The organism is Frankia sp. Hr75.2 (genome assembly GCF_949319125.1).
GTDB lineage: Bacteria > Actinomycetota > Actinomycetes > Frankiales > Frankiaceae > Parafrankia > Parafrankia soli.
The window spans coordinates 96,169-111,917 of record NZ_CASGGV010000310.1 but is presented as its reverse complement, the minus strand read 5'-3'; the positions used below and the strand labels follow the sequence as shown (position 1 = coordinate 111,917).

The window sequence follows — 15,749 nt, the reverse complement described above, 5'->3', positions numbered from 1 at the left end:
ACTCCTGGATTGTGCGGTCGTCACGTTCGGGTGGCTGACGCGGGCTGCGACCGGCCGGCCCGTAATCTGACCGGGCCGGGAGGTCGAATCGCACCCTACCCGGCTAGAGTCGTCCACGAGAGGTTCCGCATCGGTTCTCCCCGCGCGGACCAGGCAGGCCCCGGTACTCCAACGGCAGAGAGACGGTGCTCAAACCACCGACAGTGTGGGTTCGAATCCCACCCGGGGTACCATAAGATCATTTCGTACACCATTCCCATCCTCGGGAATCCCTGGTGACCACGGACTTTCCACGCCGCCATCGCACATACGTTCGAACACCTCCGAAGGCCGCACGCCGGCCCGAGCCCCAGGGCCGACAGACCGCTCGCCCGAGGTATCCAGTACTTCCTCGGCCACCACATTGCCGGACGCCTCGCTCCGCAACGCGGCAATCACCTCCACCGCCGACCTCCGCCAGCAACGCCGCGAACAGCTCGGCCCGTGTCGCCCGCTCCACGCCGCCGTCACCACCGACGAACAACTTCACGAAGAACCCTTGGTTGATCAACCGCCGTACCGCCGGTGGCACCACCGGATCGGGACGTTCGACCTCGTCGGCGCGGTCGGGGCCGCGGTCGGCGCTCTCGTGGTGTTCGTCGGGTCGATACTGATCCTCGGCGACCTCAGCCTCGGCCTTTGAGGCCCGTCAGGCCCGCGACGGCGACGGCCGTTCGAGACTGCGGTGGAAGTCGTAGCTGACCCCGGTGAGCCGCTCGGACTCCACCCACAGCCGGTGCTGCAGGTGGGTGTCGCGCGAGCGGGCACTGGAGCGCACGGCGACGGGCAGGCCCGTGCTGTGGAAGAGGCCCGCCGGCCCGTAGTAGTCACCGGCGCGCGCCGCAGGGTCGAGGGCGGCTCGGACGGTGGCGAGCGCGCCGATCTCCGGGTCCTGGACCAGCCACGACATCAGCGGCGCCAGGCGCAGGCCCATGAACACCCGCGCCGGGGGCATGAGGTTGCGGGTGAGCCCGGTCCGGGCGATTCCCGGGTGCGCGGCCACCGCGATCGTCGACGCGCCGGTGGCCGCGAGCCGGCGCTGTAACTCGAAGGTGAACATCAGGTTCGCCAGCTTGGATGTCGGATACGGCAGGCGCTGCCGGGGCAGCCGCCGACCCATGCCAGGCATGCCCGGCGAGCGCCGCAGCCGCTGGTGGGCCGGGCGCCCGCCGTCCCTGGCGGCGCTGTCCAGGGCGGCGCTGTCCAGGGCGGCGCTGTCACGCTCCCCGCGCGCGGGTGCACGCGGCCCGGACGGCGACCCGGCGCGCTGGTCGGGCACGACCACCGGTCGGATGTCCCCCGGTCGGTCAGCGCGCGGCGGGAGGCGGCGCAGCTGCTCGAGGTCGAGGCGGCCGACCAGGTGGGCGAGGCTGCTGACCGTGACGATCCGCGAGTGCGGAGTCGCCAGGATGCGGTCGAGCAGCAGGCCCGTCAGCGCGAAGTGCCCCAGGTGGTTGACCCCGAACGTCGGCTCGATGCCGTCGCCGCCGAGCCCGTCGCCGCTCGGGCCGGGTGGGGGCAGCATCACCCCGGCGTTGTTGACGAGCAGGTCAAGCCGCGGGTGGGCGGCCCGGATCCGTTCGGCGGCCGCGCGCACGGAGGTCATCGAGATCAGGTCGAGCGGCTCGACGTGGACGTCCGCCCGCGGCGCGGCGGTTCGGATGCGTGCCGCGGCCTGCTCGGCCCGGGCCGGCTCGCGGCAGGCCAGGATGACGGTCGCGCCGCGCTCGGCGAGCACCTTCGCCGCCTCGAAGCCGATGCCGCTGTTCGCACCGGTGACGACGGCGGTCCGTCCCCGCTGGTCCGGCACGTCGGCCAGGCTCCAGCCCGCGTCCCGGGCGCCGGGCCGCATCAGCGCGGCTCGAGCAGGACGAGCGGGATCACCCGCTTCGACTTGGCCTGATAGCTCTCGTACCAGCGGCTGTCCGCCACCACGCGGGGCCACAGCCGCTCCCGTTCCGGCGGTGTCGCCACCCGCGCGCGCATCGGCCGCCACGACCCGCCCCTGACCCGGACCTCGACGTCCGCGGTGGCGCAGATGTTCAGGTACCAGTCGGGATGTCGGTCGTCGCCGGCCCGCGACGCCACCAGGACGATGGCGTCGCCATCCCGCAGCGGGGAGGTGAGCATGACGGTGTGTGCCCGGCCGCTGCGCCGCCCGGTCGTGGTGAGCTCCAGGACGGGCATGCCGCCGGCCCGCCATCCGAGCCGGCCGCGGGTCAGTCTCATCAGGCGCCTGTGCGTGGCGTTCAAGGTCTTCAGACTGCGGTCGCTCACCATGGCTTCGCCCCGATCCCCTGCTGCTCCGCCGCGTGCCGACCCGTCCCGAGGCCGGCCCGCGGATCGCGACGCGGGCACCGGCGCCACCCGGCGCCGGTACGTGGGCGGGCCACCGCCATGCCGGTCCGGCGACGGCCGGACGGCGTCCCGCGGAGCAAGACTACGGGTGTGCGCCGGCCCTGCCCTGGTCAGGTCACCGACACCCGGTGACGGCCGCGGAGCGTCTGGACCCGGCGACGGCCCGGCCCGGTTAGGTGCGGCGAAGCAGGTGAGGGCCGGCAGCCGGGCGACCGACGGCACCGCTGCCATGGACACCTCGGCCGGGTGACCCAGCGATGTCACCCACAGCGATGACTACTCTGCGAAGCAGCGGGAAGACAGTGCGTGCCCATCGCTACCACCGGCATGGCCTCGACCCAGACCTCGACCGAGACCCTCGAGCACCGACCGCCGCCGCGCGCCAGCACTCGCGGTGGTGGTCGCCCACGCCCGTCCACCCAGTGGTCCGGTCCCAGCCGGGGCCGCGGAGGGGGAACCCATGAGTTGGTCACGAACGTCCCGCAGATGCGCCTCACGCGCGTTGGTCCTGAGCACCGCGCTGGCGGCGGCTCTGGCGACACCGGCGCTGCTCGCGCCGGGCGCCGAGGCCCTGCCGACCGGTACGCCCACGACCGGTACGCCCAGTCCCACAAGCCCGGCCAGCACGTCCCCACAGCCGTCCGCGGGCGCGGCCGGCGCCTGCCCGCCGCTGCCCCACATCGCCGGCCCGCTGCGCACCTGGGAGACCGCCGCCGACCTTCCGGCGCCGCTCGCCCATGTCGCGGCCACCACGGGATGCGACGGCCGGATCTACCTCCTCGGCGGCGAGGCGACCACCGCGGGCGGTGGTGGGGTCGGCGGGGGCGTGCCCGCGACGCCGACCGCGACGCCCACCACCCGCTCACCGGCGACGTCGACGCCCAGCGGCTCGGCGACCCCCAGCCGGACAGCCACCCCGACACCGACCGCGACGCCGACCCCGACACCGACCGCGACGCCGACCGCGACGCCGACCGCCACGCCGACCGCGACCGGGTCACCCGGCGACGAGGGCGGTTCGACGCCGAGCCCGGGGGTGCGGCTGACCCCGGCCGCCTTCAACAACGGGGGTGTGTCGCCCACGACGACGCCGACGACCCCGAGCACGCCAACGACACCCACGACGTCCCGCACGCCGACCGCCACGCCGACCTCGCCGGCCGGCGGCGGCACGCCGACCGCCACGCCGACCGGCGCGACGGGCGGCGGGACGACCGGCGGTGCGACTGTGGCCGGCGCCCCGGTTGACACCGTCCAGGTCTACGACCCGAAGCGGGACGCCTGGTCGAACGCCCCGGCCCTGCCGACCGCGCGCGACCACCTGGCCGCCGCGACCGACACCGACGGCCGGATCTACGCGATCGGCGGCCAGACCGGCGGCGGCACCCCGACCGACACCGTCGAGGTGTACACGCCGTCGAGCGGTGACTGGACGGAGGGCCCGTCGCTGCCCCGCCCGATGGGCACGCCGAGCGCCACCCGCGGCACCGACGGGAAGATCTACGTCCTCGACGCGACGACCCTGGCGGTCTACGACCCCGACTCCGGTGACTGGACGACGGGCGGTGCGCCGCCGTCCGGTGCCGGTGCACCGGTGCTGGTCGGCCTGCCGGACGGGCGGATTCTCGCCGCGGGCGGCAGCGACGGCAGCTCCGCGTCGTCCGACGCCTACGCCTACACGCCGGGCTCGGGTTCGGCGGACGGCTCCTGGGCGAAGGTGGCCGACCTGCCGACGGGTGTCTCCGAGGCCGCGGGCGCGACCGGGCCGGACGGCCGGGTCTACGTCGTCGGCGGGCGGGACAGCGACGGCGACACCGTCGGCTCCACCCAGGTGTTCACCCCGGACGGCGACCGCTGGTCCGCGGGTGCGAGCAGCGCCCTCACCGCGCGCTCCGGCCACGGCGCGGCCACCGGTGGCGACGGCCGCGTCTACGTGGCGGGCGGGACGTCCGGTTCCGGCGCCCCGCTCGACTCGGCCGCGGCCCTGGGCGAGTAGCGACCGCGCCAACCAGGCGTCACGTGACGTGACGTCGATCTGATCAGCACCAGCCGTCGGCGCTGTTCCCCGTGGATCTCCACGGGGAACAGCGCCGACGCGTGCGCGCGAAGCCGTTCCCGGGACAGCGGCGGGCCGGACCTGGTAATAGCCGTTCAAGAGCGGACAAACACCGGCCTGCCGGCCGGACCGGATGAGCGGAGGCCCGATGTGCTTCTCACCCGAGGCGGACGTGGCGGCGGCGGCGATCATCGGAGCGGTGGGGGTGGACGCCCTGCGCCACGTCCCCAAGCGCGCCGCCTGGCCGATGGCGGCACTCCCCGTGTTGTTCGCGGCGCACACGCTGACGGAGGCGTTCGTCTGGTGGGGCGTGCGCGGTGAGCTCGGTGGCACCGAGACGAACGCGGCGGCGCTGACGGCGGCGACCGCGGTGTACCTCGCGTTCGCGTTCGTGATCCTTCCCTTGTACGTCCCGGTGGCGGTGCTGGCGCTGGAGCGGGTGCCCGCCCGCCGCCGCGCCGGGGCGGCGGCGCTCGCGGCGGGCGCGGTGTGCGCCGGCTGGCTGGCGTTCGCGCTGGTCACCGGCCCGGTCCGGGCCCACGCCGACGAACGCCACATCACCTACACGGTGCACCTGTGGATGGGCTCGGTGCCGATCGCGCTCTACCTGGTGAGCACCTGCGGGGTGCTGCTGCTCTCCGGGCGGCCGTTCCTGCGCTGGTTCGGCGCGGCGAACCTGCTCGCGGTCGCCGTCCTCGCCTGGGTCTCGACCGAGGCGGTGACCTCGCTGTGGTGCGCGTGGGCGGCGGTGACCAGCGTCGCGATCGCCGCCCACCTGCGCGGGCGGACCCCGGCGGGCGCACCGGCGGGCGCTCCGGCCAGCGTCCCCCGGCCCGGTCACCAGATGGCGCCGCGTCATCCGGACGGGTGAACCCGCCACGCCGTTGACGGCACGAAACGTGACATTCTTGGGCAGACATGGCAGGCCGCGAGCGCCGGCCGAGGTCTACCGATGGGACGACGTGACGACAGAGCATGGCGCCGACCGGCATGTGGGCCCGTCACCCGCCACCGGCGCCGTCCGCGTGGACGTCGTCTACCACACCGGCGTCGGCCGGCGGATCGCGAACGGGGCCCGGCTGGTCGGGAGCTGGGACGAGCACGGGCTGCAGGCGGGGAGCTGGTCGTCCACGCCGATGGAGGAGTTCACCGCCGAGGACGGCTGCGCCGCCTACCGGGCCACCGTCACGGTGGACGCGAGCGTCTCCCGGACCTTCGACTGGGGCGTCTGGCTGACCCGTCCCGACGGCTCGCAGGTGTGGGGGATCCCCGCAGAGGTCCCGGATCCCGGGGCGACGGAGCAGGTCCGGCGGTTCGAGGTCGGCCCGGGGTGCGGGCCGGTGGTGCGCGCGGAGTTCCGCCTGGCCGCCCACCGGCACAACGGCGCCCGGCGCGTCCTGCCCGTCGGCTCGAGAGACCTGGGCAGCCCGGTCAGCACGGTCAGCACGGGCGGCGGCTCAGGCGGCCCCAGCGGCCACAGCGGCTCAGGCGCCGCCGTCAGCTCGGACGCCCGGGAACGGATCCGGTTCCGGGTCTGGGCGCCGCACGCGCTCGCCGTCGAGGTGGCCTTCGCCGGGCCCGGCGGCTACATCGCCGACGACGGCCACGGTGAGGACGAGCTGATCACCAGGCTGCCGATGCGCCAGGTCGGCGGCGGCTGGTGGGAGGCGGCCGCACCCGGCTTCGCCGACTGGGTCGGACGGCGCTACCTCTACCGCGTCACCCGCGACGACGGGTCCGTCGCCTGGCGCTCGGACATGTACTCGGCGCAGCAGTGCGGCACCGGGGACGTCGACCCCTGCGGCGCCCACCACGACGGCCCGGCCGAGGACCTTGACGGCTCGGTGAGCTGCTCGGTCGTCGTCGACACCCGGGACGACGAGCGGTTCTGGGCCGACGAGTTCGACCCGGCCCGACCCGTCCCCCGGCGGGTCGAGGACCTGGTCATCTACGAGCTGCACGTGGGCGCGCTGGGCTTCGGGCACACCGGGGCCGGCACGTTCGCCGACGCGCTCGCGTTCGTCGACCACCTCATCGACCTCGGGGTGAACGCCGTCGAGCTGCTGCCCATGTTCGAGTTCGCCGGGACGAGGTCCTGGGGTTACGGCAGCTCGCACTTCCTGGCGGTGAAGCAGAGCGCGGGCGGGCGGGTGGCGCTGCGCCGGTTCGTGCGGGCCTGCCACCAGCGGGGCGTGGCCGTCCTGATGGACGTCGTCTACAACCACTACACGCCGAACGCGCAGCGTTCCGCCTGGCAGTACGACAGCACCGCGCCGAGCCGCAACATCTACTACTGGTACGAGGGCGCCGAGGACGACCACCCGCACCCGGACGGCGGATACCTCGACAACGTCTCCTCGGGCTGGGCGCCGCGCTACTCCGACGAGAACGTACGTGCGCTGTTCGTCGCGAGCGCGGTGGCGCTGCTCGACGAGTTCCACATCGACGGGCTGCGGGTGGACCAGACGACGTCCATCCACGCCTACAACAGCCTGCATGCCGACGGGCGGCCCGTTGCGGCGGCGAACATCGCCGGCCGCAAGTTCCTGCGGGAGCTGTGCCAGACGCTGCGCCTGGTGGACCCGGACGTGATCCTCATCGCCGAGGACCACTCCGGCTGGGCGGAGGTCACCCGCCCCGCCGAGTCCGGCGGGCTCGGCTTCGACGCCCACTGGTACGTCGACTTCTACCACCACCTCGTCGGCGACAAGGGCGAGGGACCGGAGTACGCCAAGCTGCTGCACACCGCGGGGCGCGACCCCGCCGGCCCGCTGGCCATGAGCCTGTTCGCCAAGGCGTTCACCGCCGCCGCGGACCACACGGTCGTCTACACCGAAAGCCACGACGAGGCCGGCAACTCCGAGCACTCGGCCCGCAATATCCTCGTCGCCGTCGACCACGCGCCGCTGCACGGCGACACGGCCTGGTTCGCGTTCGCGCGGCTGCGCTGCGCCGCGGCGCTGACCCTGCTTTCGCCCGGCACGCCGATGTTCCTCATGGGCGACGAGGTGGGAGCCCGGCGGGCCTACACCCACGACGGGTTCGCCGAGGCCAAGGAGGACCTCGCCGGGCTGCGCGCGGGCGAGGGCGCCGAGCTGTTCGCCTGCTATCGGGCGCTCGTCACGCTGCGGCTGGGCAGCCCGGCGCTGCGCTCGCGCACGGTCGAACTGGTCGGCGCCGACGACACCGCGCGGGTGCTGGCGTTCCGCCGCTGGGACCGCGGCGAGGAGATCCTGGTCGTGGTCAGCCTGAACAACGATCCGCTGCCCAGGTTCGGGCTGTCGCATCCGTCGCTGGCCGGCCGGCGGTGGAAGCCGGTGCTGGACACCGACGCGCCACGGTTCGGCGGACGGACGGGCGGCTCGCGCCGGTCGCTGTCCCCACGGGGCGACAGCGTGCGGGTCGATCTGCCGGCCGCCGGTGCCGTGGTGTTCCGCCGCCGCCGGCGCGGCGCCGGCCTGACCGACGGGCCGTCGGACGTCCCGGCCCGCCCCCGCCGCCTGCGCCTGCCCGGCGTGCGCCGACGAGGCGGGCGCTGACGAGGCAAGCTTGGCCGATGGAACGCTTTGTCTTCTGCTCGCGCGGCTGCGAGCACTGGGGCGCGCTCGGCGCCGCGGGAGTACTGCTGCGTGCCGCCGCCGACGGCGATCCGCGGTACCTGCTCGTCCTGCGCCATCCCCGGTCGCACCAGGGCGGTACCTGGGCACTGCCCGGCGGGGCGCTGCATCCCGGGGAGTCCGCCCTGGCCGGGGCGCTGCGGGAGGCCGAGGAGGAGCTCGGGCCGCTGCCCGCCGGCGTCTCCCGTGAGGCCACCCCGGCCCACGAGTACGTCGACGACCACGGCGAGTGGTCCTACACGACGCTGGTCCTGAACGTGGTGGACACGTTCGAGCCGGCGGCCGCCAACTGGGAGACCGCCGGCTGGCGCTGGGTGTCGGCGAGCCAGGCGCTCACGCTGCCGCTACTCCCGGCGCTACGCGCCGCCTGGGCCGCACTGACCGGAACGAGCTGACCGGAACGAGCTCACCGGCAGTGGCTCACCGTCGCCGCGGGAGTCACCGCCCCCGGGCTGGCACGGACGCCCCGGCGCCTCCCTGGGCCGCGCCGCTGATCACCTGGCCGCACAGCGGCTTCGCGCCAACGGGCTCGAAGGCGTTCCCGGCGGCGGAGACCCGGACGAAGTCCGTGCACAGGTCGACCGTGCGCTTGCCGGCGGACAGGTCGACCGCCTGGTTGAGCAGCCCGCCCGCGTCGTAGTCGGTCACCCCGCGCAGCCCGCGGATGTACGACTCGCGGGTGGGGCAGCCCTGCTGCGCCTGCAGGCCCCGCAGGAACAGGTCCGCGGTGATGTAGCCGTAGATGGAGCTCAGCTGCGTCGGCGGCTGGATCTCCGGCGCGTAGGTGGTCATCGCGGCCAGGTAGGCGCGGTGCGCGGGCAGGTTCCGCTCGATCGCGCTGAAGCCCACGGTCGAGTAGGTGCCGGCCAGAGCGCGCGCGATCGGCGTGTTGAGCAGGTGTGCGTCGTAGGTGATGGGCGAGAGCGCCACCTTGAACGGCCTGTTCGCCGCGGCCGCCGCCGTCACCGCGCCGGAGTAGAGGTCGAGCGAGGCGAGCGAGATCAGCGTGTCGGCGCCGCTGCCGACGATCCGCTGCACGGCCTCCGGTGAGCTCACCGTGGCGTTCGTGTCCGCGAAGACGACCGGGATGCCGGCAGCCTCCAGGCTCCGGCGGGCGTTCTGGGCGTACATGACCGACGACTCGGTGATCGTCGTCGTGATGAGGGCCGCGCGGGTGCCGCCCTGGGCCCGGACGAAATCTCCGAGAGTGCTGGTCGCGTCGGTGTCGTCGACCTGATACGCGAGCGGGAACATGTTGTCGTTGTCGGCCCACGCGGCCTGGTCCGCGACGCCCACCACCGGAATTCCCTTGTCGTGCAACAGCGGCGCGGACTGTTCGGAATGCGCGGTGTACTCGAGAACCGCGAACACATTCTCGCGGAGAAGCTCGCGGGCCGCCTGCAGGTTGCCGGCGGAGTCGAACTCGTCGTCCCGCCAGATCGTCGAGATCTGCCGGCCGCCGACGCCACCGGCGGCGTTCGCCTCGGCGAACCGGGCCTCGACGCCGAACCGGTAGCCGGTGAACTGTGCCGAGAGCACACCGGTGTCCGGGTAGATAATACCGACGTTGACCTCGTCGTCCGTGACTCCGGGAGCGCAGGGCGACGCCGCCGCGTCCACGCCGGAGGACTCGCTGGAGCCGCAGGCCGCCGCCAGGGCGGCCGTCACGAGCGCCGCGGCGAGCAACCTCGTACGAAATACCAGCACAAAGCCACCTTCCAGATTCCACGACATTCGGCGACATGGCGACAATCGGTGGCCGCATGCCCAGGCACGCCCGCGCCGCCCACAGGCGACTGAACCGGGTCACTCGTGTTCCGGCGACAACCATGCCGCCGCCGATCAACACCCGAAACAGGTATCGATCAGGACGAAGCACCGATCCGGAACACAAAGGCCGAACGGATGACATGGCGAACATACCGACCACTGGACTGCCCCCGGACGGGCCTGGCCGCCTAGCCGACCGGCCGGCTAGGTGACCTACCGAAGCACACCGGAGCAAGGTGGCCGGCACACAGCGGGAAGCGATGAACCAACTTCGTCAGAACAATTTATGGCCAACCATAGCCCTTAATGAATCTCTCCATGTGAAGCAGAAGACTTTCTGTAGTCAAAGACTACATACGAACAATGATCGCATCTTCTCGACCCCCCGACAGTCACGTTCTGTGGCAGAGACGGGGAGGCCACCGGCCGCACACGGGCGTGCGACTCAGGGCCTGGCACCGCCATGTCTGCGCACCAGCACATCCCGCCGAATTTCCCGCCACGCTTCCACGCGGGCCGATGGTGACCCGCCGTGTCATCCGGAAGATCCGATGATTGTCTCTCCGTTGCTTCAAAGCGATCGAGACAGTGATTGCGACAGGTCACCGGGCCCGGCTCGAGGCGCTGATTACCAGTCGCCACAGGGGAAGATGCGACCGGCATCACGTCACCGGGCCCGGCGGCGTCGGGCGGAACAGCCGGGGCGATGCGAGAAAACCCACACGACAGCCCCTCGGCCGGCCAGACCCGATCCTCGGCCCGTCAGTTCCGCGGCCTCACACCACTGCTTTCCGCGCGCCGCCGTTGGCGTCCCCCGTCTGCTCCCACCATCCCGTCAGGAGCTCGGCCGTCCCGGCCGCGTCCTCGAGCTGGGGCAGGTGCCCGCAGCCGGCGACGACCGCCAGCCGCCAGTCGGGACGCAGGCCGGCGGCGTCCCGGGCCAGCGCCACCGGGATGAGCCGGTCGTCCGACCCGTGCACGAGCAGCGTCGGGACGTCCACCTGGCGGATCAGCCGCCGCAGCGGGCCGCCGCGGACGACCCGGCGCACCACGGACCGGGCGGCGGCGACATAGGCGCGCTCGGCCCCGTCCATGCCCGCCCGCTCGTGGCCGAGGTCGACCAGTGCCTCGACCGCGACGGACGGGATCCGGGCGGGATCCGTCGCGCAGAGGCGCAGGGTCTGGGCCACGATGCCGGCGGGGCCGACCCGGGCGCGGCGCCGGGCGAGCGCCCACGCCCCGAGTCCCGGGAGGACCACGGCGGCGAACGACGCGACGACCAGCGGCTCCGGCCAGCCGCCGCGGCGCAGCGGCAGCGCGGGATCCAGCAGGACCAGCCCGCACACCGACTCCGGGCGACGGACCGCCTGCAGCATGCTGATCAGAGCGCCCATCGAGTTCCCGACGAGGATCACCGGCTCCCCCACGACCTCGGCCAGGAAGCGGTCCAGCAGGAGGTGGTTCGCCGACACGTCGGCACCGCGGTTGCCGAGCGGGGTGCGGCCGTGGCCGGCGAGGTCGGGCGCGAGCACGCGGGACGTCGAGGCGAGCAGGGGTGCCAGCGCGAGCCAGTTGGTGTACGACCCGCCGAGGCCGTGGACGCACACCACCGGCGGGCTCCCGCCGATGGTTCCGGGCGCGCCGAACTCCGCGTAGTGCACGGGGCCGTCCAGGTCGACCCACTTCGAGACCATGCCAGCCTCGCCGCTCGCGCCCGCGTTTTCACCTGTGCCCGCGCTGTCGCTTGTGCCCGTGCTGTCGCTCATGCCTCGGCAAGCCCCCATGCTCGTTCGCCGGTCGGAACGACGTTAGGCGCCTCGTGCGCCGTCCGGACCCGGAACCGGCATCGCCGGTGGACGACACCCGCCCCCTCGGGCATGGCGCCGGGCCCACCGGTGTTGACTCGCGGCATGCCTCTCACTGGTGAATACGAACCGAGTCCCGCCGAATGGGTACGCAAGCAGGTCGAGGAGTACGAGAGCTCCGGCGGGACCAAGGGCACCGAGCTGCGCGGTGTGCCCGTGGTCATCGTCACCACCCTGGGCGCGAAGTCGGGCAAGATCCGAAAGAGCCCGGTGATGCGGGTCGAGCACGACGGCCGCTATGCCATCATCGCCTCGCTCGGCGGTGCGCCCAAGCATCCCGTCTGGTACCACAACGTCCTCGCCCACCCCCGGGTCGAGCTACGGGACGGCACGGTCAACCAGGACATGATCGCCCGCGAGGTGACCGGTGACGAGAAGGCGCTGTGGTGGGAACGCGCCATAGCGGTCTGGCCCGATTATGCGGACTACCAGAAAAAGACCGACCGGGTGATCCCCGTCTTCGTCCTGGAACCGGTTTCCTAGCAGTCACTTCCACCACCCCGGCCACCTCGACCTGGCAGATTCGCCATCCCGCTGCGACCGTGAGCGGCCCGCGGGGGTGGTCAGGCGGGGGCGCGGCCGGCGGCGAGGGTGCATGCGACCGCGTCGGCGATGAGGCTGGCCAGCCGTGGGGAGGCTCCGCGGCGCAGCCGGACCTGCATGGGCTCGGGGTCGACCGCGGGAAGGTCGGCCCGCCGCTCGAGGCCCTGCGGCGGCGGGCCGACGTCCGCCAGCAGGGCGACTCCGACGCCGGCCCGCGCCGCGTGCAGAACCCCGGCCAGGTAGCCGGACTCGCCGACGACCGACGCGACCCGGCCGGCGCGGGCGAGGGTCGTCAGGGCCTGGGTGCGGATCGTGCACGGGTCGTCGACCGCGACCAGGGGCAGCGGGCGGTCCGGCGGCGGGACGAGCCAGCCGGGGGCCGAGTACCACGCCAGCGGGAGCAGCCCGGCCGGGCGCCCCGCGGGGCTGCCGCCCGTCCCGACCAGGACGGCGACGTCCAGCGTACCGCGGTCGAGGGCGTGGGCGAGCCGGACGCCGCGGTCGAGGCGGAACCTGACCTCGACGTCCGGGAACTGCTCGGTGAGCACGGCCATCACCCGGGGGATCAGGTGGTCGGCGGCGTGCTCGGTCGAGCCGACGGTGATCAGGCGCTGTAGGACGGACGCGCCCACTCCGAGCAGCTCCAGCGCGTCGTCGTGGGTGGCGAGGATGCGCCGCCCGGCGGAGAGCAGCAGCTCGCCGTCGGGGGTGAACCGGGAGCCGCGGCCGACCAGCTCGACCAGGGGCCGGCCCACCACCTTCTCCAGCCGGCGCACGTGCTGGCTCACCGCCGACTGGGAGATGCACAACGCCTCGGCCGCGCGGCGGAATCCACCGCAGTCGGCGATGGCCACGAGACTGCGCAGCGCCGTCAGATCCAGCGTGTTGGACACGGCAGCCATTCTATGTGATCTATCACGTTTTGCGATCAGTTTGATCACTCGGGGCGGCTTTACACTGCCCGATTTTCCAACCATCCTGATGCACATGCTGGGGAATGTGGGCGGGAGCGCGCCGGGACGAGCGAGTGCCACCGGCCGGCACCCGGCGGGCGTCGCGGCAGCGCCGCGGGTCCTCACCCGCCGACGTTTCGTCGACTACGGAACCCTCGCCTCGGCCTGCTGTCGCGCTCACTGACCGCCCGCGCGTCCGCGCCGCGAGGTCGGGACGGCGGCAGACCGGGCCGGTCCCGGCGGGCCGGTTCCTGCCTCTCGGCCCGGCACCGAGGCCCCGCGGCCGCGGTCGCCTGACGTACCCCTCGGGGCACAGGCCGGCGCCCCGGTATCCACCCCGCGCCGTCAGATCCGGCTGCGTGGGCGGGGCATGCCCCAACTCACCACGCCACGCGCCGCCCGCGGATCGACGTCCGTGGCGGCCACCCGACCGCACACGACAGGACTTCAGCGATGACCTCCTTCCAAGTCGTCCAGGACGCCCCGGCCAACGCGGTGGCCGGGTGGGACAACCCGCAGCCCGTGGCCCCGCGCGGCACGGTGATCCTGGTCGCCGGCCGCGGCGAGCACCCTGGTGTCTACGAGCGGTTCGGCACCCGGATCGCGGCCGACGGGTACAAGGTCAGGGTGGTCGCCGACGCGACCAGCGACGAGGACGGGGCCCGGGCCCGCGTCCGCGAGCTGCTCGACGACCCGGACCTGCCCGGCCCGCGGGTACTCGCCGGCTCCGACGCCGGTGCCGCGTTCGTCGCGGCCCTCGCGGCGACCGGAACCGGCGCGCGCAACGAGGTCGACGGCGTCATCCTGGCCGGCCTGCCCACCGCCGGCGAGCCGGCGGACAGCGGCGCCGGGGACAACGGGCCGGCCCGGGCGGACTCCTGGGAGAACGAGCTGGCCGAGCGCACCGCCTGCCCCACCCACCAGTCGCGGCTGAGCAACGACCCGCGGGTTCGGCGCGGCGCGCTGCTGGACCCGGTGCCCGCCGGCTGGCTCGCCGCCGCCGACCTGGGCCTGGTACGGGTGCCGGTGCTCGCCGTCCATGGTGACGCCGACCTGGTCAGCCCGGTGCGGGCGGCCAGGGCGAGCGTCGCGAAGGCGCCGTCCGCGGAGTTCGTGACCATCGCCTGCGGCCGACACGACGCGCTCAACGACGCCACGCACCGCACCGCCGCGGCCGTCATCGTCCTGTTCCTCGAGCGGCTTCGGGCCCTTCCCCAGACGGAGAGTGGCCCGGCCGGGCTCGCCGCCCCGGCCGCCGCGCTCCCCCGGATCGCCGAGTGGACGAGCTGGGCATGACGACTCCCACGTCCACGCCGACGATGCCCGTCCCGCGCCGCGGAGGAACGCCATGACCATCGAGCTCGGTACGACGACGCCGACCGTCGACGCGCGGTCGGCACTCCCGCCGGTGGACGTCACCGACGACGCCCTCGCCGCGGTGACCGCCCAGCTCGCCGCCACCGCGGAGGAACACGACCGCTCGGCCGAGTTCCCCTGGCGGGGCCTTCGGGTGGTCCACGACGCGGGCCTGCTGCGCCTCGGCATCGCCCCGCGCTACGGCGGCGCCGACCTGAGCTCCGTCGACAGCATCCGGGTGTTCGGGGCGTTGGGGCAGGGCGACCCGTCCGTCGCCCTGATCACCGCGATGACCGTGTTCCAGCACGCCCTGCAGAGCAAGGACCCGTGGTGGCCCGACGAGCTCTACCGCAAGGTCGTCCGCGACTCCCTCGAGCAGCCGGTGCTGATCAACGCGATCCGCGCCGAGCACGAGCTGGGCGCGCCGGTCCGCGGCGGGCTGCCGGCCACGACGATCCGGCGGACGGCGTCCGGCTGGGTCCTCAACGGGCACAAGGGCTATGCGACGGGTTCGGAGGGGCTGAGCTACCACCTGGTGTGGGCGGCGACCGACGACGCCGATCCGCTGCAGGGCCACGCGATCGTCCCCGGGGACTCCCCCGGGATCAGGATCGAGCGCACCTGGGACCATCTCGGCCTGCGGGCCAGCAGCACCCACGACGCGATCTACACCGACGTGGAGATCCCGGCCGAGAACTTCCAGGGGGCGCCGGCGTCGGAGCACCGGGGCGACGCGGCGTTCGCCGGCGTGGCGCTGGGAGCGTCCGCCCTGTACGTCGGGGTCGCCCGGGCCGCGCGGGACTTCTTCGCCCGGTTCGCCCAGGAGCGCGTCCCGACCGGGCTGGGACGTCCGATCGCCACCACCGAACGCATCCAGGCCGTGGCCGGGGAGATCGAGGCCCAGCTCGTCCTGGCCGAGGAGCTCGCCTTCGGGCTGGGCCGCCGCATCGACGCCGGTGAGTCGATCCCCCCGCAGCGTCTGGTGCTCGCGAAGCCGCTCATCGTCCGGGCCGCCGTCACGGCGGTGCAGACAGCCGTCGCCGCGATCGGCAATCCCGCGCTGACCAGGCACAACCCACTCGAGCGCCACCTTCGGGACGTGCTGTGCGCCCGGGTCCACCCGCCGCAGGAGGACACCGCGCTGCTGGTCGCCGGCCGCCACGCGCTCGCGCGCTGAACGACCGTCCGGTCA

General features: G+C 73.7%; 13 protein-coding genes and 1 tRNA gene. 9 read left to right on the top strand and 5 right to left on the bottom strand.

From position 1 onward, the window contains the following. Positions 1-157 precede the first annotated feature (157 nt). Positions 158-233: transfer RNA gene (locus AC559T_RS26795), tRNA-Leu, on the top strand. Positions 234-538: 305 nt separating this feature from the next. Continuing rightward, positions 539-682, top strand: a complete 144-nt coding sequence (locus AC559T_RS26790) for a hypothetical protein (protein ID WP_498870490.1) — start codon at positions 539-541, stop codon at positions 680-682. A gap of 6 nt (positions 683-688) precedes the next feature. On the opposite strand, the gene AC559T_RS26785 is transcribed toward AC559T_RS26790, so the two are convergent. Together AC559T_RS26785 and AC559T_RS26780 are read right to left on the bottom strand one after the other, a co-directional pair. After that, positions 689-1,891 (bottom strand): SDR family NAD(P)-dependent oxidoreductase, encoded by a 1,203-nt coding sequence (locus AC559T_RS26785; protein ID WP_498870489.1) that lies wholly within the window; start codon positions 1,889-1,891, stop codon positions 689-691. Beyond that, entirely contained in the window at positions 1,891-2,268 is a 378-nt protein-coding gene (locus AC559T_RS26780) for a nitroreductase/quinone reductase family protein (RefSeq protein WP_083391226.1), read from the bottom strand. Before AC559T_RS26780 ends, AC559T_RS26785 begins: the two co-directional genes overlap by 1 nt. Positions 2,269-2,857: 589 nt before the next feature. On the opposite strand from AC559T_RS26780, the gene AC559T_RS26775 reads away from it, so the two are divergent. The 4 genes from AC559T_RS26775 (at position 2,858) to AC559T_RS26760 (ending at position 8,465) form a co-directional block, all read left to right on the top strand. Then, positions 2,858-4,393 (top strand): Kelch repeat-containing protein, encoded by a 1,536-nt coding sequence (locus AC559T_RS26775; protein ID WP_498870488.1) that lies wholly within the window; start codon positions 2,858-2,860, stop codon positions 4,391-4,393. A gap of 208 nt (positions 4,394-4,601) precedes the next feature. Next, positions 4,602-5,324, top strand: coding sequence for a DUF6629 family protein (locus AC559T_RS26770; RefSeq protein ID WP_498870487.1), 723 nt, complete (start codon positions 4,602-4,604; stop codon positions 5,322-5,324). A 91-nt stretch (positions 5,325-5,415) separates the two neighbouring features. Continuing rightward, complete coding sequence (locus tag AC559T_RS26765; protein ID WP_112105371.1) at positions 5,416-7,992, top strand: alpha-amylase family glycosyl hydrolase; 2,577 nt, start codon at positions 5,416-5,418, stop codon at positions 7,990-7,992. A 17-nt stretch (positions 7,993-8,009) separates the two neighbouring features. After that, a complete protein-coding gene (locus AC559T_RS26760; RefSeq protein WP_498870486.1) occupies positions 8,010-8,465 on the top strand; it encodes an NUDIX domain-containing protein in 456 nt (151 codons plus the stop codon). A gap of 43 nt (positions 8,466-8,508) precedes the next feature. On the opposite strand, the gene AC559T_RS26755 is transcribed toward AC559T_RS26760, so the two are convergent. Together AC559T_RS26755 and AC559T_RS26750 are read right to left on the bottom strand one after the other, a co-directional pair. Further along, positions 8,509-9,777: an ABC transporter substrate-binding protein gene (locus AC559T_RS26755; RefSeq protein ID WP_131625884.1), complete on the bottom strand. Its 1,269-nt coding sequence runs from the start codon at positions 9,775-9,777 to the stop codon at positions 8,509-8,511. An 839-nt stretch (positions 9,778-10,616) separates the two neighbouring features. Continuing rightward, positions 10,617-11,534, bottom strand: a complete 918-nt coding sequence (locus tag AC559T_RS26750) for an alpha/beta fold hydrolase (RefSeq protein WP_498870485.1) — start codon at positions 11,532-11,534, stop codon at positions 10,617-10,619. A 216-nt stretch (positions 11,535-11,750) separates the two neighbouring features. On the opposite strand from AC559T_RS26750, the gene AC559T_RS26745 reads away from it, so the two are divergent. After that, complete coding sequence (locus tag AC559T_RS26745) at positions 11,751-12,188, top strand: nitroreductase family deazaflavin-dependent oxidoreductase (RefSeq protein ID WP_071065547.1); 438 nt, start codon at positions 11,751-11,753, stop codon at positions 12,186-12,188. An 80-nt stretch (positions 12,189-12,268) separates the two neighbouring features. Here AC559T_RS26745 and AC559T_RS26740 read toward each other — a convergent pair whose 3' ends face one another. Continuing rightward, positions 12,269-13,150: a LysR family transcriptional regulator gene (locus AC559T_RS26740; protein WP_112105369.1), complete on the bottom strand. Its 882-nt coding sequence runs from the start codon at positions 13,148-13,150 to the stop codon at positions 12,269-12,271. Between the two features lie 504 nt (positions 13,151-13,654). On the opposite strand from AC559T_RS26740, the gene AC559T_RS26735 reads away from it, so the two are divergent. Then, positions 13,655-14,497 carry an alpha/beta hydrolase gene (locus tag AC559T_RS26735; RefSeq protein WP_498870484.1) on the top strand — a complete coding sequence of 281 codons (843 nt, stop codon included), beginning with the start codon at positions 13,655-13,657 and terminating at the stop codon, positions 14,495-14,497. A gap of 52 nt (positions 14,498-14,549) precedes the next feature. Then, positions 14,550-15,734, top strand: a complete 1,185-nt coding sequence (locus tag AC559T_RS26730) for an acyl-CoA dehydrogenase family protein (protein ID WP_112105367.1) — start codon at positions 14,550-14,552, stop codon at positions 15,732-15,734. The last annotated feature ends 15 nt before the right edge of the window (positions 15,735-15,749 follow it).